20 protein-coding genes are annotated in these 20,014 nt (G+C 71.2%); 11 read left to right on the top strand and 9 right to left on the bottom strand.

Annotation, left to right across the window (positions count from 1 at the left end):
• Nucleotides 1-15: 15 nt before the first annotated feature.
• The 8 genes from nadC to ACFYM0_RS23270 all read left to right on the top strand — a co-directional run bounded on the left by nadC (nucleotide 16) and on the right by ACFYM0_RS23270 (nucleotide 4,749).
• Nucleotides 16-966, top strand: a complete 951-nt coding sequence (nadC, locus tag ACFYM0_RS23305; protein ID WP_388504892.1) for a carboxylating nicotinate-nucleotide diphosphorylase — start codon at nucleotides 16-18, stop codon at nucleotides 964-966.
• A gap of 3 nt (nucleotides 967-969) precedes the next feature.
• Nucleotides 970-1,779, top strand: a complete 810-nt coding sequence (locus ACFYM0_RS23300; protein WP_388504352.1) for a type III pantothenate kinase — start codon at nucleotides 970-972, stop codon at nucleotides 1,777-1,779.
• A 257-nt stretch (nucleotides 1,780-2,036) separates the two neighbouring features.
• On the top strand, nucleotides 2,037-2,222 hold the full coding sequence (locus ACFYM0_RS23295; RefSeq protein ID WP_327254297.1) for a DUF397 domain-containing protein: 186 nt from the start codon (nucleotides 2,037-2,039) through the stop codon (nucleotides 2,220-2,222).
• 72 nt (nucleotides 2,223-2,294) lie between these two features.
• Nucleotides 2,295-2,918 carry a hypothetical protein gene (locus ACFYM0_RS23290; protein WP_388504349.1) on the top strand — a complete coding sequence of 208 codons (624 nt, stop codon included), beginning with the start codon at nucleotides 2,295-2,297 and terminating at the stop codon, nucleotides 2,916-2,918.
• 13 nt (nucleotides 2,919-2,931) lie between these two features.
• Complete coding sequence (locus ACFYM0_RS23285; protein ID WP_327254299.1) at nucleotides 2,932-3,105, top strand: hypothetical protein; 174 nt, start codon at nucleotides 2,932-2,934, stop codon at nucleotides 3,103-3,105.
• 134 nt (nucleotides 3,106-3,239) lie between these two features.
• On the top strand, nucleotides 3,240-3,704 hold the full coding sequence (locus tag ACFYM0_RS23280; protein ID WP_388504347.1) for a BlaI/MecI/CopY family transcriptional regulator: 465 nt from the start codon (nucleotides 3,240-3,242) through the stop codon (nucleotides 3,702-3,704).
• Nucleotides 3,705-3,713: 9 nt separating this feature from the next.
• Nucleotides 3,714-4,244 (top strand): amino-acid N-acetyltransferase, encoded by a 531-nt coding sequence (locus ACFYM0_RS23275; protein WP_388504346.1) that lies wholly within the window; start codon nucleotides 3,714-3,716, stop codon nucleotides 4,242-4,244.
• A gap of 166 nt (nucleotides 4,245-4,410) precedes the next feature.
• Nucleotides 4,411-4,749 (top strand): Lsr2 family protein, encoded by a 339-nt coding sequence (locus ACFYM0_RS23270; protein WP_250752815.1) that lies wholly within the window; start codon nucleotides 4,411-4,413, stop codon nucleotides 4,747-4,749.
• On the opposite strand, the gene ACFYM0_RS23265 is transcribed toward ACFYM0_RS23270, so the two are convergent.
• Nucleotides 4,731-5,399: an SCO3374 family protein gene (locus ACFYM0_RS23265; protein WP_388504343.1), complete on the bottom strand. Its 669-nt coding sequence runs from the start codon at nucleotides 5,397-5,399 to the stop codon at nucleotides 4,731-4,733. The genes ACFYM0_RS23270 and ACFYM0_RS23265 overlap by 19 nt on opposite strands.
• A gap of 487 nt (nucleotides 5,400-5,886) precedes the next feature.
• Here ACFYM0_RS23265 and ACFYM0_RS23260 point away from each other — a divergent pair, with 487 nt between their 5' ends.
• Complete coding sequence (locus ACFYM0_RS23260) at nucleotides 5,887-8,412, top strand: ATP-dependent Clp protease ATP-binding subunit (RefSeq protein ID WP_388504340.1); 2,526 nt, start codon at nucleotides 5,887-5,889, stop codon at nucleotides 8,410-8,412.
• A gap of 86 nt (nucleotides 8,413-8,498) precedes the next feature.
• Here ACFYM0_RS23260 and ACFYM0_RS23255 read toward each other — a convergent pair whose 3' ends face one another.
• The gene (locus ACFYM0_RS23255; protein WP_388504337.1) at nucleotides 8,499-11,486 is read right to left on the bottom strand and encodes an NACHT domain-containing protein; all 2,988 of its coding nucleotides are present in this window, start codon (nucleotides 11,484-11,486) and stop codon (nucleotides 8,499-8,501) included.
• Between the two features lie 387 nt (nucleotides 11,487-11,873).
• Here ACFYM0_RS23255 and ACFYM0_RS23250 point away from each other — a divergent pair, with 387 nt between their 5' ends.
• Nucleotides 11,874-12,482 (top strand): M23 family metallopeptidase, encoded by a 609-nt coding sequence (locus ACFYM0_RS23250; protein WP_388504334.1) that lies wholly within the window; start codon nucleotides 11,874-11,876, stop codon nucleotides 12,480-12,482.
• A 16-nt stretch (nucleotides 12,483-12,498) separates the two neighbouring features.
• On the opposite strand, the gene ACFYM0_RS23245 is transcribed toward ACFYM0_RS23250, so the two are convergent.
• The 7 genes from ACFYM0_RS23245 to ACFYM0_RS23215 form a co-directional block, all read right to left on the bottom strand.
• Entirely contained in the window at nucleotides 12,499-13,761 is a 1,263-nt protein-coding gene (locus ACFYM0_RS23245; protein ID WP_388504332.1) for a LamG-like jellyroll fold domain-containing protein, read from the bottom strand.
• A gap of 85 nt (nucleotides 13,762-13,846) precedes the next feature.
• Nucleotides 13,847-15,160, bottom strand: coding sequence for a two-component system sensor histidine kinase CseC (cseC, locus tag ACFYM0_RS23240; protein ID WP_388504328.1), 1,314 nt, complete (start codon nucleotides 15,158-15,160; stop codon nucleotides 13,847-13,849).
• A gap of 49 nt (nucleotides 15,161-15,209) precedes the next feature.
• Nucleotides 15,210-15,914: a two-component system response regulator CseB gene (cseB, locus tag ACFYM0_RS23235; protein ID WP_388504325.1), complete on the bottom strand. Its 705-nt coding sequence runs from the start codon at nucleotides 15,912-15,914 to the stop codon at nucleotides 15,210-15,212.
• A gap of 49 nt (nucleotides 15,915-15,963) precedes the next feature.
• Complete coding sequence (locus tag ACFYM0_RS23230) at nucleotides 15,964-16,620, bottom strand: hypothetical protein (RefSeq protein WP_388504890.1); 657 nt, start codon at nucleotides 16,618-16,620, stop codon at nucleotides 15,964-15,966.
• 38 nt (nucleotides 16,621-16,658) lie between these two features.
• On the bottom strand, nucleotides 16,659-17,219 hold the full coding sequence (locus ACFYM0_RS23225; RefSeq protein ID WP_053678383.1) for a SigE family RNA polymerase sigma factor: 561 nt from the start codon (nucleotides 17,217-17,219) through the stop codon (nucleotides 16,659-16,661).
• 179 nt (nucleotides 17,220-17,398) lie between these two features.
• Nucleotides 17,399-18,328, bottom strand: coding sequence for an A/G-specific adenine glycosylase (locus ACFYM0_RS23220; RefSeq protein ID WP_388504322.1), 930 nt, complete (start codon nucleotides 18,326-18,328; stop codon nucleotides 17,399-17,401).
• 74 nt (nucleotides 18,329-18,402) lie between these two features.
• Nucleotides 18,403-19,011 carry a phosphatase PAP2 family protein gene (locus ACFYM0_RS23215; protein ID WP_388504320.1) on the bottom strand — a complete coding sequence of 203 codons (609 nt, stop codon included), beginning with the start codon at nucleotides 19,009-19,011 and terminating at the stop codon, nucleotides 18,403-18,405.
• A gap of 159 nt (nucleotides 19,012-19,170) precedes the next feature.
• Here ACFYM0_RS23215 and ACFYM0_RS23210 point away from each other — a divergent pair, with 159 nt between their 5' ends.
• Nucleotides 19,171-20,001: a hypothetical protein gene (locus ACFYM0_RS23210; protein WP_388504317.1), complete on the top strand. Its 831-nt coding sequence runs from the start codon at nucleotides 19,171-19,173 to the stop codon at nucleotides 19,999-20,001.
• Nucleotides 20,002-20,014 lie beyond the last annotated feature (13 nt).

Here is a 20,014-nt window from a genome sequence, read left to right as displayed (position 1 = left end):
CACGAGGAGCTCCCGATCCTCGACCAGAGCGAGGGCGGCGGCTGCGGCGACGACTGCGCCTGCGGCGAGGGCGAGGAGACCGGCCTGGACCCGGCGCTCGCCGAGCTGCTGGAAGAAGCCGGCCTGGACCCCATCGAGGTCGAGGACATCGCGCACATGGCGCTCTCCGAGGACCTCGACGGCGGGGTCGACGTCACCACCGTCGCCACGGTCCCCGAAGAGGCCGAGGCCATCGCCGACTTCGTCGCCCGCGAGGACGGCGTCGTGGCCGGCCTGCGCATCGCCGAGGCCGTGTTCTCGGTCGTCTGCACCGAGTCCTTCGAGGTCGATCGGCACGCGGAGGACGGCGACAGCGTCAAGGCCGGCGACGTGCTCCTGTCGGTCCGCTCGCGCACCCGCGACCTGCTGACCGCCGAGCGCAGCGCCCTCAACATCGTGTGCCGCCTGTCGGGCGTCGCGACGGCCACCCGCCGCTGGGCCGAGGTCCTGGAGGGCACCGGCGCCAAGGTCCGCGACACCCGCAAGACCACCCCGGGCCTGCGCTCCCTGGAGAAGTACGCGGTGCGCTGCGGCGGCGGGGTCAACCACCGCATGTCGCTGTCGGACGCGGCGCTGGTCAAGGACAACCACGTGGTCGCGGCCGGCGGGGTCGTCCAGGCCTTCACCGCGGTGCGGGAGGCCTTCCCGGAGGTCCCGATCGAGGTCGAGGTCGACACCCTGGAGCAGGTCGGCGAGGTCCTGGAGGCCGGTGCCGACCTGATCCTGCTCGACAACTTCACCGTGGAGCAGACCGCGAACGCCGTCGCCCTGGTCGCCGGACGCGCCACCCTGGAGTCCTCGGGCCGCCTCACCCTGGACACGGCCCGCGCCTACGCCGAGACCGGCGTCGACTTCCTCGCCGTCGGTGCGCTGACCCACTCCTCCCCGATCCTGGACATCGGCCTCGATCTGCGCGAGGCGGTGTAACCGGTGCTCCTCACCATCGACGTGGGCAACTCCCATACGGTCCTTGGCCTGTTCGACGGTGACGAGATCGTCGAGCACTGGCGCGTCTCGACCGACCCGCGCCGCACGGCCGACGAGATGGCCGTGCTGATGCAGGGCCTGATGGGCATGCACCCGATGCTCGGCAACGAGCTGGGCGACGGCATCCACGGCATCGCGATCTGCTCCACGGTGCCGGCGGTCCTGCACGAGCTCCGCGAAGTGACCCGGCGCTACTACGGCGACGTTCCGGCGGTGATCGTGGAGCCCGGCACCAAGACGGGCGTACCGATCCTGATGGACAACCCGAAGGAGGTCGGCGCGGACCGCATCGTCAACGCGGTCGCCGCGGCCGAGCTCTACGGCGGCCCCGCGATCGTCGTCGACTTCGGCACGGCGACGACCTTCGACGCGGTCTCCGCCAAGGGGGAGTACGTCGGAGGCGTGATCTCCCCGGGCATCGAGATCTCCATGGAGGCCCTCGGAGTCCGGGGCGCCCAGCTCCGCAAGATCGAGCTGGCCCGCCCGCGCAACGTCATCGGCAAGTCCACGGTCGAGGCGATGCAGTCGGGCGTGGTCTACGGGTTCGCCGGCCAGGTCGACGGGATCGTGACCCGCATGGCCAAGGAGCTGGCCGGCCCGAACGGCGTCCCGGACGACGTCCGCGTCATCGCCACGGGCGGCCTGGCCCCGATCGTCCTCGGCGAGGCCGAGGCCATCGACGACCACGAGCCCTGGCTCACCCTGATCGGTCTCCGACTGGTCTACGAGCGCAACGCGCCCGCCTTCGGCTGACCGGCCCGGGCCGCCCGCCCGATCGCCCCGACGGCCCCGACGGCCCCCGCCCTCCCCCCCCGGGAGGCCGGGGGCCGCTTGCATCCCCCGGCGGCCACGCCCCCCGGGCCGCCCGGCCCTTACCTCGCCCTGACGCCCGCCATGACAATTTCCCCGGAAATGGCCGGACCGCGGCCATCGCGGGGATACCTTCGCCCCACGACATGTACCGGGAGCCCGTCCCCGGCGCCACAGCGCCTGTGACCGGAGGAGACGTCATGACCGCTCGGCCCGCCTGGCAGAAGTCCTCGTTCTGCGGCGAGGGGGACAACTGCGTGTACGTCAGCGCCGCCCCCGGCACCCTGGTCCGCGTGGCGGACCGCGCCGACCCGGCCCACCTGGTCCTCGCCACCACCCAGGCCGCCTGGGCGGATTTCCTGCGCGTGGTCAAGCAGTCGGACTAGGCCCCTTCCCGACACGCGCCCTGTACGTGTCCACTCAAGGGATTTTGTCCGATTAGCGCGTATCTTCGGCCCATGCCCACGCCCTACGGATCCCGCGGCGGCATGGCGTTCGGCGCCGATGAGCTGCACGTGCTCAGGCGCTCGCTCGCCCACGCCCTTCAGTCCTCGACGGCCCCACTGACGGCCGTCGAGGTCCAGGACTGCCTGCGCCTCGCGGCGTCGGTGGACGACGCGGTGCAGGAGGCGGGGAGGCTCAGAGCGTTCCTCCTGGCCGACCTGGCGCGGTACAGAGCCGCGCTGCCCGGCAGTCTCTCCGGCTACCTGGAGCTGCTGCAGGACGCCCTGGCCGCCGGCTACGAACCGGTGCCGGACGACCTCGCGGCCCTCCGGGCGCTGCGCGCCAACCCGGTCGCCGCCGCGCTGCTGGAGCGGGCCCAGACCATCGCGGAGCGCTCCGTACGCCGCAGGCTGTCCACGGCGCCCGCACCGCGCACCCGGCTGCTGACCCTCGCGGGCGGCACCGACACGGGCGGCACCGGCAAGGGCGGCGGCGGGAAGGAGAACGACCCCGCGCGCCCGAAGCCCGAACCGCGCCCCGACGACCGTCCCGGACGCCCCATCCCGACCCCGGGCGAGGTCTTCCCGCCGCGCCGCAAGCCCAGCCCGCCCCCGGAGGCCGGGCGCGCGGCGGGGTAGCTAGGCTGGGGGCATGGACTACGTTTCCGCGCTCGTGCCCCCCTTCGTGATGGCCGTGTTCTTCATCGCGCTCGTCGTGACGATCGTGAAGAGCCAGGGCGGTGCCAACAAGGGCAAGGAGGACGCGGCGGTGGACGCCGTGCTCGCCCGCGCCGAGGCCGCCCAGCAGTCCCAGCCACAGAAGTAGGCCCCCTCGACGAGGGACGGGCGTACGGCTCCCCAGCCGTGCGCCCCTCACTTCGTTGGGGGACCCCGGATTTAGTTGCGCCTTGCCGCCCGGATAGCCGCGCAATCCACCACAACCCGCACTATCGTGCTGCTGTGCCTCGCCCCTTGGGAGAACTCGAAGACGCAGTCATGACGCGGGTGTGGCAGTGGAACCGCCCGGTCACCGTTCGCGAAGTCCTGGAAGACCTGCAGCAGGAACGGTCCATCGCGTACACCACGGTCATGACCGTTATGGACAATCTTCATCAGAAGGGCTGGGTCCGCCGCGAGGCGGAAGGCCGCGCCTATCGATATACGGCGGTCTCCACCCGGGCCGCTTACTCGGCCGCACTGATGAACGAAGCCTGGTCGACGAGCGACAACCCCGCGGCCGCCCTCGTGGCCTTCTTCGGCATGATGTCGGCGGAACAGCGCGAGGCGCTCAGGGACGCCGTGCGCATCGTGCAGCCCGCGGAACCCGAAGGGTCCGCGGAGGCGGCCGACTCCCCGCCGTCCCCGCCGGCGGCGCCCGATGCCGGAGGCGACTCGGCGGAGCCGAGCACCGAGTCGGGGCGATAACGTCCGGGCATGGCTGAGTTTTCCGCTGCACATGCAAAAACAGTGACGATCCGCCGCGCGCGCACCGGCGATGTTCCCGCGCTGCGCCGCCTGCTCGACCAGTACGTTCAGCAGCGGATCCTGCTGGACAAAGCGCCGGTGGTCCTTTATGAGGACATCCAGGAGTTCTGGGTCGCCGAACGCGACTCCGATGGCCAGGTGGTCGGCTGCGGTGCGCTCCACGTGATGTGGGAAGACCTGGCCGAAGTCCGCACTCTTGCGGTCGACCGCGACTTGAAGGGCGCGGGAGTCGGTCATCTGGTGCTCGACAAGTTGCTGGAGACCGCCCGGAGGGTGGGTGTCAGCCGGGTTTTCTGCCTCACCTTCGAAGTGGACTTCTTCGCGAAGCACGGCTTCACCGAGATCGGCGAGACCCCGGTCGAGACCGATGTGTACATGGAGCTGCTGCGTTCCTATGACGAGGGTGTCGCCGAGTTCCTCGGTCTCGAACGAGTGAAGCCGAACACCTTGGGCAACAGCCGGATGCTTCTGCACCTCTGATCGATCACCGCGGGGATTTCACGGGAGCCCCGGCTCCGTGGCCTATGTCCGAATCGCGCACGTTTCCCCGGCCGTTGCGGACCCGAACCCGTGACGGGGGGTTTGTGTTTTCCAGGCAAAAGCGGTTTCCTTTCCGCGTACTGCTTTTCGATGAAAGGAAATCCCGGTGGCACAGAAGGTTCAGGTCCTTCTTGTCGACGACCTCGACGGCGGCGAGGCGGACGAGACGGTGACGTTCGCTCTGGATGGCAAGACCTACGAGATCGACCTCACCACCGCCAACGCTGAAAAGCTCCGCGGCCTCCTCGACCCGTTCACCAAGGGCGGTCGCCGCACCGGTGGCCGTGCCGCGGCGGGTCGTACCAAGGGCGGCCGCGCCGCCGCGACGTCCGGCAACCCGGACACGGCCGAGATCCGCGCCTGGGCCAAGGCCCAGGGCATGAGCGTCAACGATCGCGGCCGCGTTCCGCAGGAGATCCGCGAGGCCTACGAGAACCGCGGCTGACCTCCGGTCACCACCGCGGTGCCGATGCGATGCGCGGAGGCCGTACGCCGCCGCAGCCGCGCCCGGTGGCATTCCGTTGCCGCCGCCGCGACCAGGCGTACGAGACCGGGCCCGGCGGCGTCCTCGCCACGACCGGGCCCGGAAGGCCTGTCCGCCCCCGGCAGGGCGGGCAGCAGTGCCTCACACCCCTGCTCGGGGGGCCGCAGCCACACGGCGGCCCCCTGAGGGCTTTCTCCGGGCCCCACCAGGTGTCCCGGCGGAGTCGGAGCGGTGATCCGGCCACCCGCACCCAGGGCGGCGAGATCCAGGGCCACCCCGCCCCACTCCAGCCAGTCGAGCAGCCCCTCCAGCTCGTCGGCGCTCCCCGGGGCCACCAGGAACCGCATCCTGCGTCCCATGAGCGCCACCGGCCCCGTGACGCCGCTGCAGGGACCGCGCAGCACCGCGGCACCGGCATCGGCCGGCAGCTCCAGTACGTCGAACCGCACCCCGGTCACCAGCTGCGCGGGCGGTCCGCCGGCCACGGGCCAGCCGAGCACGCGGGCGTACCAGTCCGCCGGCGCACCGGTGGCTCCGGTCGCTTCGGTCGCGGGCGTCCCGATCGGGGCGCGGGGGAGCGGGACGGTGGCGGGCGGCGCGGTGAGGGCCATGTCCGGAGCAACTGCGGAAACGCTCGGGAGTTACGCGCGAGGGGACACGTGAAGTGACGCAGGGCACCCGTGCCAATGCGGAACGTAAACGTCCGACTCCTCGGAGTCTCACATTCAGGACGGAAGCGTGTTCGCCCGTAGCGGAGGGATCGGTCGTCCAGCGACGTGAACCGTCCGCTCATACGGGTAAGACATTCCTAGTGGATCGGGGCGACACGCAGATTTGCAGGGTCCGAGACCGGCTTCCGTTCGCCATCGGCGTACACGTGTGACGGGTATCTGCCTGGCCTGCGGGAACATCGTCTCGCACCATCGGGTTGGAGCAGTTGTCGGCACTTACAGCCGGGTTTTCCCACGGACGTGAGGGTGAGCCGCGGACGGATGTCGGCAGTTGGAATGAGCTGTCCCGCCCCGCGGGACTAGCATGCGGAAGGACAGGGCGGGGACCGACCCCGAACTGCCCGACCGCTCTGAGGAGCGATAAACGATGTTCGAGAGGTTCACCGACCGCGCGCGGCGGGTTGTCGTCCTGGCTCAGGAAGAAGCCCGGATGCTCAACCACAACTACATCGGCACCGAGCACATCCTCCTGGGCTTGATCCACGAGGGTGAGGGTGTCGCCGCTAAGGCCTTGGAGAGCCTCGGGATTTCGCTCGAGGCTGTTCGCCAGCAGGTTGAGGAGATCATCGGACAGGGGCAGCAGGCCCCTTCCGGCCACATCCCCTTCACCCCGCGGGCGAAGAAGGTCCTGGAGCTTTCGCTCCGAGAGGCCCTCCAGCTCGGCCACAACTACATCGGCACCGAGCACATCCTGCTCGGCCTCATTCGCGAGGGCGAGGGCGTCGCCGCCCAGGTCCTGGTGAAGCTGGGCGCCGATCTCAACCGAGTCCGGCAGCAGGTCATCCAGCTGCTCTCCGGCTACTCCGGCGGAGGCAAGGAGTCGGCCACGGCCGGCGGCCCGGCCGAGGGCACGCCCTCGACCTCGCTCGTTCTGGACCAGTTCGGCCGCAACCTGACACAGGCAGCTCGCGAATCCAAGCTCGACCCGGTCATCGGGCGCGAGAAGGAGATCGAGCGGGTCATGCAGGTGCTGTCCCGCCGGACCAAGAACAACCCGGTCCTCATCGGCGAGCCCGGCGTCGGCAAGACCGCCGTCGTCGAGGGCCTGGCCCAGGCGATCGTCAAGGGCGAGGTCCCCGAGACCCTCAAGGACAAGCACCTCTACACGCTTGACCTGGGTGCCCTGGTCGCCGGTTCCCGCTACCGCGGTGACTTCGAAGAGCGCCTCAAGAAGGTGCTCAAGGAGATCCGCACCCGCGGCGACATCATCCTGTTCATCGACGAGCTCCACACCCTCGTGGGTGCGGGTGCCGCCGAGGGCGCGATCGACGCCGCCAGCATCCTGAAGCCCATGCTGGCCCGTGGTGAGCTCCAGACCATCGGTGCCACGACGCTGGACGAGTACCGCAAGCACCTTGAGAAGGACGCCGCTCTCGAGCGCCGCTTCCAGCCGATCCAGGTGGCGGAGCCTTCCCTCCAGCACACCATCGAGATCCTCAAGGGCCTGCGCGACCGCTACGAGGCCCACCACCGCGTCTCCATCACGGACGAGGCCCTCGTGCAGGCGGCCACCCTGGCCGACCGGTACATCTCGGACCGCTTCCTCCCGGACAAGGCGATCGACCTGATCGACGAGGCCGGCTCCCGGATGCGCATCCGCCGGATGACCGCGCCGCCGGACCTCCGCGAGTTCGACGAGAAGATCGCGAACGTGCGTCGCGACAAGGAGTCGGCCATCGACTCCCAGGACTTCGAGAAGGCGGCTTCCCTCCGTGATTCGGAGAAGCAGCTGCTGGCGGCGAAGGCCAAGCGCGAGAAGGAATGGAAGGCCGGCGACATGGACGTCGTCGCCGAGGTCGACGGCGAGCTCATCGCCGAAGTCCTGGCGACCGCGACCGGCATTCCGGTGTTCAAGCTGACCGAGGAGGAGTCCTCGAGGCTCCTGCGCATGGAGGACGAGCTCCACCGTCGCGTCATCGGCCAGAAGGACGCCATCAAGGCGCTCTCCCAGGCGATCCGCCGTACCCGTGCGGGTCTGAAGGACCCGAAGCGTCCCGGTGGCTCGTTCATCTTCGCCGGCCCGTCCGGTGTCGGTAAGACCGAGCTCTCCAAGACGCTCGCCGAATTCCTCTTCGGCGACGAGGACGCGCTGATCTCCCTCGACATGTCGGAGTTCAGCGAGAAGCACACGGTTTCCCGTCTCTTCGGTTCGCCCCCCGGCTACGTGGGCTACGAAGAGGGCGGCCAGCTGACCGAGAAGGTCCGCCGGAAGCCGTTCTCCGTCGTCCTCTTCGACGAGGTCGAGAAGGCCCACCCGGATATCTTCAATTCCCTTCTCCAGATCCTGGAAGACGGTCGCCTGACCGACTCCCAGGGCCGGGTCGTGGACTTCAAGAACACGGTCATCATCATGACGACCAACCTGGGCACGCGGGACATCTCGAAGGGCTTCAACCTCGGCTTCGCGGCCCAGGGAGACACCAAGACCGGATACGACCGGATGAAGGCGAAGGTCAACGAAGAGCTCAAGCAGCACTTCCGGCCCGAGTTCCTCAACCGCGTCGACGACACGGTCGTCTTCCACCAGCTCACCGAGGAAGACATCGTCCAGATCGTCGACCTGATGATCGCGAAGGTGGACGACCGCCTGAAGGACCGCGACATGGGCATCGAGCTCAGCGCGGACGCGAAGGCACTGCTCGCCAAGCGCGGCTACGACCCGATCATGGGTGCCCGCCCGCTGCGCCGCACGATCCAGCGCGAGATCGAGGACATCCTGTCGGAGAAGATCCTCTTCGGCGAGCTGCGCCCCGGTCACATCGTGGTCGTCGGCAAGGAGGGTGAGGGCGACGAAGCCAAGTTCACCTTCCGCGGTGAGGAGAAGACTCCGATCTCGGACCTTCCCCCCATCGAGGCGACGGGCTCCGGCCCGGACCTCACCAAGGGTGCGTAAGCGCTAGCCGCTCACAGCGGTACGAAGGGGCGGCCCCGGGACCGAAAGGTTCCGGGGCCGCCCCTTCGCCGTGGGGCCGACCGGGTTCAGGTGTCGTACGTCTGCGGCACCAGTGTCAGCTCCGCTTCCGGGAAGCGGTGGGCCACCCGTGCCCTCAGCCCCGGGTCCCACGCCTCGTCCTCGTCGTAGAGCCTGACGGTCCTGATCGAGGGCAGGCCCGCGCACGCGGCCAGACCGGCCATCGCCCTGGTGTGCACGGCGATCTCCCGGAGGTTCCCGAGCGCCGCGAGCTCCGCCCACGCGCCTTTCCCGCCGGGGCGCCAGTCGAAGCCGAGCCACAGCCGCCGCAATCCGGTCAGGCGGCCCAGGCCGGTCAGGTCCGGGTCCGCGTCGTCCAGTTCGAGCTCTTCCAGGCGGCCTTCGGGGGAGACGTCGGCGAAGGACCACGGACCGTGACCCGAGTGCAGCTTCAGCGTGCGCAGCCGGGGCCAGCCCGCGAGGGCCGGACCGAGGGGGACGTCGTTGCCGAGGTACAGGGACACCTCCTCCAGGGGCAGCCCGTGCAGCGCGCTCAGGTCCCGCAGGTCGGGCCAGGCGTTGATGGTGAGCCGCCGGAGCGAGGTGTGGCCGCGCAGGAACGCGGCGTCGCTTCCGCCCTCGAAGTACCACAGGGTCAGGCCCGCCACCGGCTGACGGGCCAGGAAGCGGGTCAGGGCAGCCCGGGACACCTGGCTGCCGACGAACAGGCCGGGCGGGCCGGTGAAGCCCGTCAGTGCCGCGAGGGCGGCATCGGATCCGACGGCGAGGCCGTCGGGCGGCGGGACCATGCGCGCGAGCACCTCGGTCGCGTACTGCCCGGTGTCGAACCGTTTCCAGACCGTGTTCAGCGTCTTGCGGATTTCCTCGTCGGGGTGGCTGCAATAGCCGGCGAGGTAACCGACGGCCGCCTCGGATCCGGTCTCCGCCGCCGCTATCACCGAGAGGCGGGCGGCGCGGACCGACTCCCCGCCGGACGCGAGCAGCTCCAGGACCAGCGGCCCGAGCCGGCCCAGCGTACGCGCGGCTTCCTCGTCCCTCGGAGGGATGAGCCGCAGGGCCGCCTTGTGGACGTCCTGGCGCAGCCCGGGGTCCAGTTCGGCCGCGTACTCCAGTGACGCGAGGGCCAGCAGCACCGACCGGTCGGAGTCGCGGACCAGCAGGTCGCCGATGATCGCCTCGCGGTCGTGGGGGCGGCCCTGGGCGACCGCCATGCGGATGACGTCCTCCCACTGGTCGTCGTCCGCGTGCCGGGTCAGCTCGCCGAGGCCGCCCTCGTCCAGTGCGGCCCGGGCCCCGAGGAAGTCCTGGAAGGTGCGGTGGACGAACTCCAGGGTGTCCTCCGTGGGCGCGCGCAGCAGTCCCGTGCGGTCCAGGAAGTGCCGCAGGACGGCCGGGGCGTCACCGAGTACCCGGGCGGCCGGTACGGCGGGCAGCGCGGCGGCGATGAGCTCCTCGGCCCGCTTCCGGGAGATCTGTGTGCGGCCGTTGCGGATCAGCCAGTAGGCGAGCCGCTGGAGGAGCTGGAGCTGGGGCTCCTCGGAGAGTTCCGGCAGGCGCAGCTGCCGCTCGCGGTCGCGGCGGTGCAGCAGCATCGACAGGGCGGCCGTGTAGAGCTCCTTGCGGCCCGACGGCAGGAAGCCCCGGCGCTCGCGGTGCAGGGCGCAGATCAGCCCGCACAGCAGCGGGTTGGTGGCGAGGCGGGCCAGTTCCGGCTTGGTGGCCAGGGAGGTCAGCAGCTGGTCCCGGAGGTCCTCGCCCGCCTCGGCCGCCGCGTGCCAGCGGGTGACGAAGTCGGCCACGGCCGCCCGGTTCATGGGAACGAGCGCCAGCTCGGTGAACTCCTCTGCGGCGAGCCAGTCCTGGCGTACCGCCGAGGGCCGGGAGGTGACCAGCCACCGGTTGTCGGGGTAGGCGGCGAAGAGCTCGACGAGCCAGTCGCGGGCGCTGGCCCGATCGGTCTCCGGGATCTCGTCGATGCCGTCGACCAGGATCAGGCCGCGCCCCGCGCGCAGGACCCGGTCCTCCCAGCCCTCCGGAGCCTGTCCCTTGAGCGCGGTGGCGGCCAGGAAGTCCGCGGCGGCGGGCAGCGGGTCCCCGTGCCTGGTCAGGTTCCGCAGGGGCAGCACGTACGGGATGACGTGGTCGTGGGATCCCTCCTGGGCGGCCGAGACGGCCAGCTGCTGAATCAGCGTGGTCTTGCCCGAGCCGGCCTCGCCGCGCAGCAGGACGCGGTAGCTGCGGGGCGGCGCCCCGTCCGCGGTGTGGGCGGGGTCCCACGGCTGGGCCGTCGACCAGGGGAGGGCCCGGCCGGCGAGGCCGTCGCGGTCGAGGGGACTGAGGACGACCTCGAGGGCCACGTACGCCATGTCCAGCGGCCAGCGCGCCGAGCCGGGCGGCAGATCGAGCCCGAAGATCGTCAAGGTGCTGTGCCGTTTGGCGAGGTACTCCAGGTACCTGGCTTCGAACTCCGCGTCCCGGCCGTCCTGGCGGGGGATCCGGGCGAGCAGGGCGTCGATCTTGGCGATCACCACGCCCTGCCGGTGAGCCTGCTCGACCAGGGCTGCCGGGATGTAGGTGGAGCGGGTCGTGAAGAAGTGCAGGATGTGCAGGCAGGTGGTTTCCAGCAGCCGGTCGTGGAAGAGCTCGGCGTCCCGCCCCAGGCCCGTGTTCGGCGCCGCCTTGCGCAGTTCGGCGGCGAAGGCCTGCGCGCCCATCTCGACCGCTTGGGCGTCCTGGAGGGCCAGGGTCCCGAGGGAGTACAGGGTGGCGGCCAGCGCGGCCGCGACGCCCGCCTCCTCGCCCGGCGGCAGCGGCCGCTCGCCGGGGGCCCGTAACGCCTCCGCGACGAGCTTGTCGGCCACCCGGCGCAGGTCGTAGCGGGACAGTACGCGCTGCTCGCGCACGGAGGCGTACGAGGAGATGCGCACGGGCCGGTCGACGAGCCCGGCGCCCGCCCCCTCACCGCGGAAGAGCTTCTTCACGAGGGGGGTCACTACCCCCGAGGCCAGCCGGATTCCCACCACGGATGCGTCCACGACCGGGAGCGTAGCTCCGGTGTGACGCCGGTCGCAGGGCTTTGGTCCCGGCGGGGATCGGCCGGAGGTCCCGCGCCGGTGACAAGCCGCACAGGGCAAATCGGACCTACTAGGAGCATTCGTAGAGATCGACGTCCGATTTGCCCCACCGCCGGCCCAGTGGTGGGGCGGTCAACAGGGCTGACAGCTCCCTCCGCACCTACGACCCGGGGTAGTAACGGGGACGTTTGGGGAAGCCGGGGTGCCCGGGTTACCAAGGATGGGCAAGCAAGCCCGGCACCTGCTCAGCGTGCCGGGTCCTTTCTTGCCCGCAGCACTCCGCAGCACTCCGCAGCACCCCGCAGTTCCCGCAGCACCGTCCCCGTCCCCGGCCCGGAGGTTTCCTTCATGTCCGCGAAGCGCGTCAGCATCCGTCGTACCCGTATCGCCATCGGCGCCACCGCCCTCGGCGCGGCCCTGGCCCTCGGTGCCGGAACGACCGCCGCCTTCGCCGACGAGGCGCCCCAGGCCGAGCTCACCGGCACCGTCCAGCTGGTCGCCGAGCAGGCCGCCGCCCAGGCCGCGAAGCCGGCCGCCGCCCTGTGGGAGAAGCCGGTGTCGAAGTACACGCTCTCCGCGACCTTCGGCAAGGGCGGCACCATGTGGTCGCACAAGCACTCCGGCCAGGACTTCGCCGTCCCGGTCGGCACCCCGGTCGACGCCGTCTCGGCGGGCACCGTCGTCAAGGCCGGTTCGAACGGCGGCGGCGACGGCCCGGCCTACGGCAACGCCATCGTGATCAAGCACGCGAACAACACGTACTCGCAGTACGCCCACCTCTCGAAGATCCAGGTGAAGATCGGCGAGAAGGTCGCCAAGGGCGAGCGGATCGCCCTCTCCGGCAACACCGGAAACTCGAGCGGCCCGCACCTCCACTTCGAGATCCGGACCACCCCGAACTACGGCTCGGCCGTGAACCCGGTGTCCTTCCTGCGGACGGTCGGCGTCACCATCTGATCGGCCGATCAGGCGATCAGCCGATGACCCAGGCGTGAGTCGCCGTGGCACGTGCCCCGGCGTCCAGCTCGCCCTTGCGGTAGGCGGCGGCCTGGTCGTCGGAGAAGGGTGATTCGTAGATCCGGATCTGGTTCATCGCACCCTTGAACGCGCCGGCCCACGCGTCCTGGTGGCGGGCCCGGCCCAGCTGCAAGGGTCCGCCGTTCTGCCAGATCCCCGGGACGGGGGCCTCGCCGGCCTTCTTGCCGTCCACGTAGAAGCGGATCATCTTGTTCTCGGCGTCGTGCACGGCCGTCAGCACCGCCCAGGTCTTGACCGTCCTCTTGTCCGCGGAGGAGACCGTCACCACCGTGGGCGTGTCGCCCTTCTCGTTGGTCCGCACGCGGAACACCCAGGCCTGCTTGCCGCCCACGTCGTCGGCGCCGAGCTCGAAGGCGAACGAGTCCCCGGTGCCCTGACTCATCACGATGTGCGCGCCCTTCGCATTGGACGCGTTGTTGACGCGGGCCGAGAGGGTGAAGCTCTTGGTGGTGTCCACGCCCGGCTCGATGGCCTGGGCGTAGGAGTTGGGATTGCCCTTGAGGGTGAGCTCGTAGCGCGTCTTCGCCTTGGGCACCGTGGCCTCGGGGCCCATGCGGATGCTGGTCTTGCCGACGCTGTCCCTGAGCAGGGAGACGTCGCTCGCGACGGTGGGGGAGTAGGCCTTCGGCGGAGCGGCTTCGGGGTCGGGAGACCCGGATCCGGACGGGGACGCGGACGCCGAGGGGGCGTTGTCGGCCACGTCCTTCGTGCCCGGCTTGCCGCCCTTCAGCAGGTAGAACGTTCCGCCGCCGGCGAGCAGCAGGAGGACGGTCACCGCTCCGACCACCGTCAACAGCCGCTTCTTGCGCCGCTCGGAGGCCGACCGGTCGGCCATCGCCTCCCAGTCGGGCTGGTCACCGAAGGCCACGGGCGGCAGGTTCAGGTCCGGTCCGTTCGGGCCGGGGCCGTTCGGGCCGCCCTCCTCGGGGAACGGCATCGGCGGGCCGAAGCTGCCGGACACGGCCGGTCCCGGCGGGTAGCCGTACCCGCCGGCCGGCGGGTAGCCGTAGCCGCCGCCCGGGGGGTAGCCGTAGCCGCCTCCGGGCGCGGTCTGGTCGTGCTGGTCCTGCTGTTCGGGCCGGCCGGGCGGGAACCCGTAGCCGCCCGGCGCGGGTATCCCCGGCGGGAACCCGTAGCCGCCGCTCTCCGGGGCGGGCTCGGGCTGGGGGCTGTGCGGGCGATCCGTACCGTCAGTCATGGTTCGGATGCTAAAACATCGACGTCCGCAATCGAACAGCACAGGGTCGCGATACGACACCGAACCGATCGCGGACGGTACGTTCTCAGCCCTCCCGGCGGAGGACCGGGAAGCTCCCCGTCGCCGTCGGCGCGTGCTCCGGCAGCCACAGCACCGCCACCGCCCCCGCCGCCGAGCCGCCGTGGACGAAGCCGCCGGGGCCCGCCACGTTGCGGAACGTCAGCCGGGCGCCCAGCACCCGCGCCTGTCCCTCCGCGATGGTCAGCCCCAGCCCGTGTCCCACCCCGGCCCGGTCCGTGGACCCGGTCCGGAACCGGCTCGGGCCCTCCCGCAGCAGGGCCTCGGGGAAGCCCGGCCCGTGGTCCCGGACCCGTACGACCCGGCCCTCGACATCGACCTGGACCGGCGCCTTCCCGTACCGCGCGGCATTGGCGAGGAGGTTGCCGAGGATCCGCTCCAGGCGGCGCGGGTCGGTGCTGACGATCTCGTCCGCGACGATCCGAACGCTCGCCTCCGGCATCAGCGAGCTGACCCGGCGGTGCACGAACTCGCCCAGCGCCACCTCCTGGAGCTCCGCCCGCTCGGACGCGCTGTCCAGCCGGGCCACCTCCAGCACGTCCTCGACCAGCGCCCGCAGCGCCTGCGCGCGGTCCCGCACGAGCTCGGTCGGCCGGCCCGGAGGCAGCAGTTCCGCGGCCGTGAGCAGGCCGGTCACCGGGGTGCGCAGCTCGTGCGCGATATCGGCGGTCACCCGCCGCTCCGCTTCCAGCCGCTGCTGGAGCGCGTCCGCCATCGCGTCGACCGCCCGCGCGAGGTCGTCGGTCTCGTCGCGTACGACGCCCCCGACCGCGTCCCGCACCCGTACCTCGGGGTCCCCGTGCGCCACGCGCTGAGCGGCGGCTGCGGCCTTGCGCAGCCGGCGCGAGATCTGGCCGCCGATCAGCACGCCGAGCGCCGACCCGCCGACCACCACGGCCAGGGAGCCGATGACCAGGGCCCGGTCCAGGTCGCGCACCATGTTGGCGCTCTCCCGGAACTGCGTGTGCAGCGACAGCACCTGCCCGTTGCCGAGCGGTACGGCCGCCCACACCTCGGGGAGCCCGCGCGGGTTGTCCTGGATGTAGGTGCCGCGCCGTCCGGACCGGGCCTTCTCGCGCAGCTCACCGGGCAGGTCCGGGTCGTTGAGCTTGGCGCCCATGGGGGGCTTGCGGCCGGCCTCGGCGTTGCGGGAGATGAACTGCACGCGGTCGAGCTGCACCTCCCGCGCGCTCTCCAGCATCGAGACGCGGGCAGCGCTGTGCACCACCAGGCTCAGCGCGATGGCGGTCAGGGCGCCCACCGACGCGATGGCGAGCGTGATCTTCCAGCGGATCCCGGTCCGCAGGGTGAACCGCTTCATTCAGATTTCATTCCCGCGCTCGTCCCCCGTGCTCGTTCTCCTCAAGGCATCAGGCCTTGAGCTTGTATCCGAATCCCCGGACCGTTTCGATCCGGTCCTGGCCGATCTTGGTGCGCAGCCGCTGGACGTGGACGTCCACGACGCGGGTGTCGCCGCCCCAGTCGTAGTCCCAGACCCGCTCCAGCAGCCGGTCGCGCGAGAGCACGGTGCCGGGAGAGGTGGAGAACTCCAGCAGCAGCCGCATCTCGGTGGGGGTCAGTGCCACCGAGGCGCCCGCCTTGCGGACCTCCATGCCCTCCGTGTCGACCTCCAGGTCGCCGAAGAGCAGTACCCCGCGCTCGGCGGAGGCGTCCTCCTCGGACCCGCCGCCCTGCGGGCCGCCGGCGTGGCCGAAGCGGCGCAGCACCGCGCGGATGCGGGCGACGAGGACCGAGCCGTCGAAGGGCTTGGTGACGTAGTCGTCGGCACCCGCCTCCAGGCCCAGCACCACGTCGATGGAGTCGGCGCGCGCCGACAGCATGATGACGGGGACGGTGGACTCGTCGCGGATGCGGCGGCACAGGCTCACGCCGTCCATCCCCGGCACCATCACGTCGAGCAGTGCGATGTCGGGCCGGTCCGCCCGGAAGGACTCCAGACCGGACAGCCCGTCGGGCATGGCCGTGACCACGAACCCGTCGCGTTCCAGCGCCAGGGTCGTGGCCTCACGGATGACGTCGTCGTCCTCCACGAACAGCACATGGGTCTCGGCCATCGGGAGCCTCGCCTCGCCTCGGTACTCGTTGCCCGCTTCTTCGGGTTGCTCAGTTCTTGGGGCTGACGGCCGGGGCGGGAGCGGTCCCGCCGTCGACCACGCTGCTGTAGTCGGTGTGCACCCGGTCCTGTTCGGTGAACCGCTCCCCGTTCCAGCGGTACGTGATCAGGTCCTCGCCCGAGGGATAGGAGAGCGCGTCGCTCTTCCCGTAGACCGGCTTGGTGACGACCAGGTCGCCCCGGTCGATCTCGGCGTAGACGGGCGGCTGCTCGTCCGAGAACACATTCTCGTACGAGCCCCCGTCCGCGCGGTACACGAAGGACCCGCGGCCCAGCGCGTCGGCGCAGGACAGGACGTTGACCACGATGTCGACCTCCGGGCCGCCGGTGATCTTCCCGTAGCTGACGTCCACCGGGTACTCGTTGCCCGAGCACGGCTTCAGGTCGCGCTTGATCTCGGAGCCGACCTTGGGGTCGGCCTTGAGCAGGGCGATCGGGTCGACCTTGGCGGCCGGCTTGCCGGAGGCCTGGGGGGTGAGGAGCGTCGAGTCGCCCGCGTCGTGTTCGGAGGGCGCCGAGGAGGGGGCCGCGGTCTTGGCGACCGACTCGGTACGGGCCGGGCCGCCGTCCCGCAGTCCCGTACCCCCCGAAGAGCAGCCGACCGCGAACAGCACGGTGCCGACGAGGACGACCGTCCCCGCCGACATCAGTACCACCGAGCTCTTGCCGCTCAGTCTTGGGCCAATCAGGCCGCGCACCGCTCACGCCCCTCGTACCGGATGGTGTGGTCACCGCGCTCCAGCGCGCGCATGTCCAGGTCCCGGCTCTCCAGTTCCTGCCGGAGGCGGGCCAGTGCGCGGTGCAGAGTGCTCTTCACGGTTCCCGCCGACATGCCGAGCGCCGCGGCCGTCTCCTCGGTGCTCATCTGCTCCCAGTGTCGCAGCACCACCACACTGCGCTGCTTGGGCGCGAGCACCTTGAGGATGTCCATGAGCAGGGCGCGGTCGGCGCGCTGGTCCGAACCGTCCTCGACGGAGGCGTCGGGGAGCTGCTCGGTGGGAACCTCGTCGAGCTTGCGGGCCCGCCACCATTCGGTACGGGTGTTGATCATGACACGGCGCAGGTAGGCGTCGGCAAGGGACTTGTCGGCGATTCCGTCCCAGCGGCCGTAGGTGCGGACGAGCGCGGTCTGCAGGAGGTCCTGTGCGTCGGTCGGGTCCGGAACCAGGCGACGGGCACTGCGCAGCAGCGCGTCCTGCCGGGTGCGTACGTACTCTTCGAATTCGAGTACCTCGCCGTGCGCCATCTCAGACCGCCTCCGTTCCGACCAACCGCTCTTCCGCTGCCTTGCGGATTCGACGGTACGGAGGCGTTGTCACGGCCCTGTGCGGGTCAGCCTTCGGTGGGCGCACGGACACCCATAGGTTGTGTAACAGCGCCCGTGAGCTGCGGTTTCTCCGGACAAGCGGAATCCCTGAGTCAGCCTCAGGGGGTGGGGGGCGAGGTATCGGCGGCGGGCTTCGCGGGGGCGGCCGGAAGCCGGTACATGAGGCCCGGCAGCGGCTCCACGAGCCCGTCCGACACCAGCCCGTCGAGCGCGCGGGCCCGCTGTACGGGCTCCTCCCAGACGGTGTCGAGGAGGGACTGCGGCACGGCGCCGACCGCCTCGCGCAGCACCGCGAGGAGTTTGCCGCGCACCTGCCGGTCCGTCCCGGCGTACGTCTGTCCGCGCCGCGGCGGTCCCTCGTGGGCGGGCTTCCCGGCCAGCCGCCACGCGCACAGCCCGGCCACCGGACAGCTCCCGCAGTCCGGGCTCTTGGCCGTGCAGACCAGCGCCCCGAGCTCCATGGAGGCCGCGGCCCAGCGGGCCGCGGTGTCGTCGTCCTCGGGCAGCAGGGCCCGGGCCAGGCGGCGCTCGGCCGCGGTCGTGGCGTTCGGCGGGTACTCGACCCCCGTCGCGGTGCGCGCGAAGACCCGGCGCACATTGGTGTCGAGGACCGCGTGCCGCTGCCCGTACGCGAAGGAGGCCACGGCGGCCGCCGTGTACTCGCCGATCCCGGGCAGGGCCAGCAGCTGTGCGTGCTCGCGCGGTACGTCGCCCCCGTGCCGCTCCGTTATGGCGACGGCCGCGCCGTGCAGGCGCAGGGCCCGGCGCGGATAGCCGAGGCGGCCCCAGGCGCGGACGGCCTCACCCGGGGCGTCGGCGGCGAGGTCGGCGGGACGGGGCCAGCGGGCGAGCCACTGCTCGTAGACCGGCAGGACCCGGTTGACGGGGGTCTGCTGGAGCATGAACTCGCTGACCATCACCCCCCAGGGGCCGGCCTCGGGGCGGCGCCAGGGCAGGTCGCGGGCGTGTGCTTCGAACCACGCGATGACGGGGGCGTGCAGCGCGGTGGTGGGAATGGTTGCAGTCATGGCAGACGGCATCCTGGCACGTTTCGGGCCCGCGGGGTGTCGTGTCGATCCCCGGCACCCGGCCGGGGAGGGTGTCAGCGGGCGGGGTCGGCGCCGGTGATCAGGACGGCGGTGCGGCCGCCGTTCGTCCGTACGGCGGCGACGACCCTGGTCGCCGGGCCGGCGAGCGCGAGGCCGGCGAGCGCGGCGAGGCTCGCGCCCAGCAGCAGGCCCATGGCCACGTCGTGCGGGTAGTGGACGCCGACGAAGACGCGGGAGAAGGCCATCAGCAGGGCCAGCGGAACGGTCAGCAGCACGAGTGCGCGGACGGCGAGCGCCAGCGCCACGGCCGCGGCGCCCGCGATGGTGGCGTGGTTGCTGGGGAAGGACCAGTCGCCGGTGGCCGGGCACTTGACCAGGGAGGCCGCCGCCCCGGCCACGGCCCGGCAGGGGCGCTCCTCGTCGACGCTGGACTTCACCAGCTCGGAGGCGACGTAGGCCAGGGCGGTGACGAAGGGGGCGAGCACCGCGAGCGCCACCGTGCGGGGGTCGCGGGCGCCGCGTGATCGCCACCACACGGCTATAAAGAGGGCGCCGAAGACGAGCAGCCCGTACTCGGTCCAGAACTCGAATGCCGATTGCACCCAGGCGGGGGTCGAGTGGGCGAAATCGGTCACGTCGAGGTAGAGGCCGGAGCTGTCCATGGTGACCGAAGGTACCGAAACCGGAATAACGTCCTCATCAGTCTCCAGGCCGATTTCCGGCGCCCCCGATCACCCCGCAGGATGATCATCGGCAAAACAAGCCGAGTGTGCGGCATGTGGGGCACTGATCGCGCCGGGAACTCTCGTAAGGTTCCGTCCGTGGGATCTCTGCGCAATCCGGTCGGGCCGCTCCCCTCCTCCATCTACTGGCGACGGAGGGCTGTGCTGGCGTCCGTTGCCGCGCTCCTCGCGATGCTCGCCGTATGGACCGTCAGTTCCGGTGCGGGCAAGTCGAGTACCAACGGCAAGGGCCAGGGCGGCTCCGGTCCCGTCACCCAAATCACCCCCGGGCCCTCGGGTTCCGGTCCGGCGATCAGTCAGGCCCCCGGCGGGCGCGGCGAGTCGGGCTCGGGCGGCTCCGGCGGCGCGAGCTCCGGCACCGGCACGGGCTCCGACCCGGGCGCGAGCCCCGGCACGGGCAAGAACGGCGAACCGGGCGCCGAGCCCGGCACCTCGGACCAGGGCGGGGCGAACGGCTCCGGCGGCTCCGGCGCGGGCCAGGTCGTCCCGGCGGACTCCCCGGTGCCCACGTGCGCGCCCAGTGCGCTGCAGTGGGAGGTCAAGAGCGTGAAGAACGAGTACGAGGCGGGCGAGAAGCCGCGCCTCGAGCTCATCGCGCGCAACATCTCGGGCACCACCTGCAAGGTCGACCTCGGCCCGAAGCAGGCGGTACTGACGATCACTCAGGCGGGCAACGCCAAGTCGGTCTGGTCCTCGGCGGACTGCCCGGCGGGTGCGGGCAACGTCTTCTACCGGGTGCCCTCGCAGGGCGAGACCAAGCAAGACCTGGAGTGGGACCGCCACTTCAGCGAGGCCACCCAGTGCCAGTCGCCTCCGGCGGGTGCGGCGGCGGCGGACACCTACGTGGTCGAGGTCAAGTCCCCCGGGATGCCGGTGGCTCGCACCTCGTTCGTCCTGAAGCCGGAGTAACGGGGGCGCGGGC

Origin of the sequence: Streptomyces sp. NPDC006487 (assembly GCF_042870555.1) — a bacterium.
Classification (GTDB): Bacteria; Actinomycetota; Actinomycetes; order Streptomycetales; family Streptomycetaceae; genus Streptomyces.
This window is presented reverse-complemented; position numbering and strand designations above follow the sequence as displayed.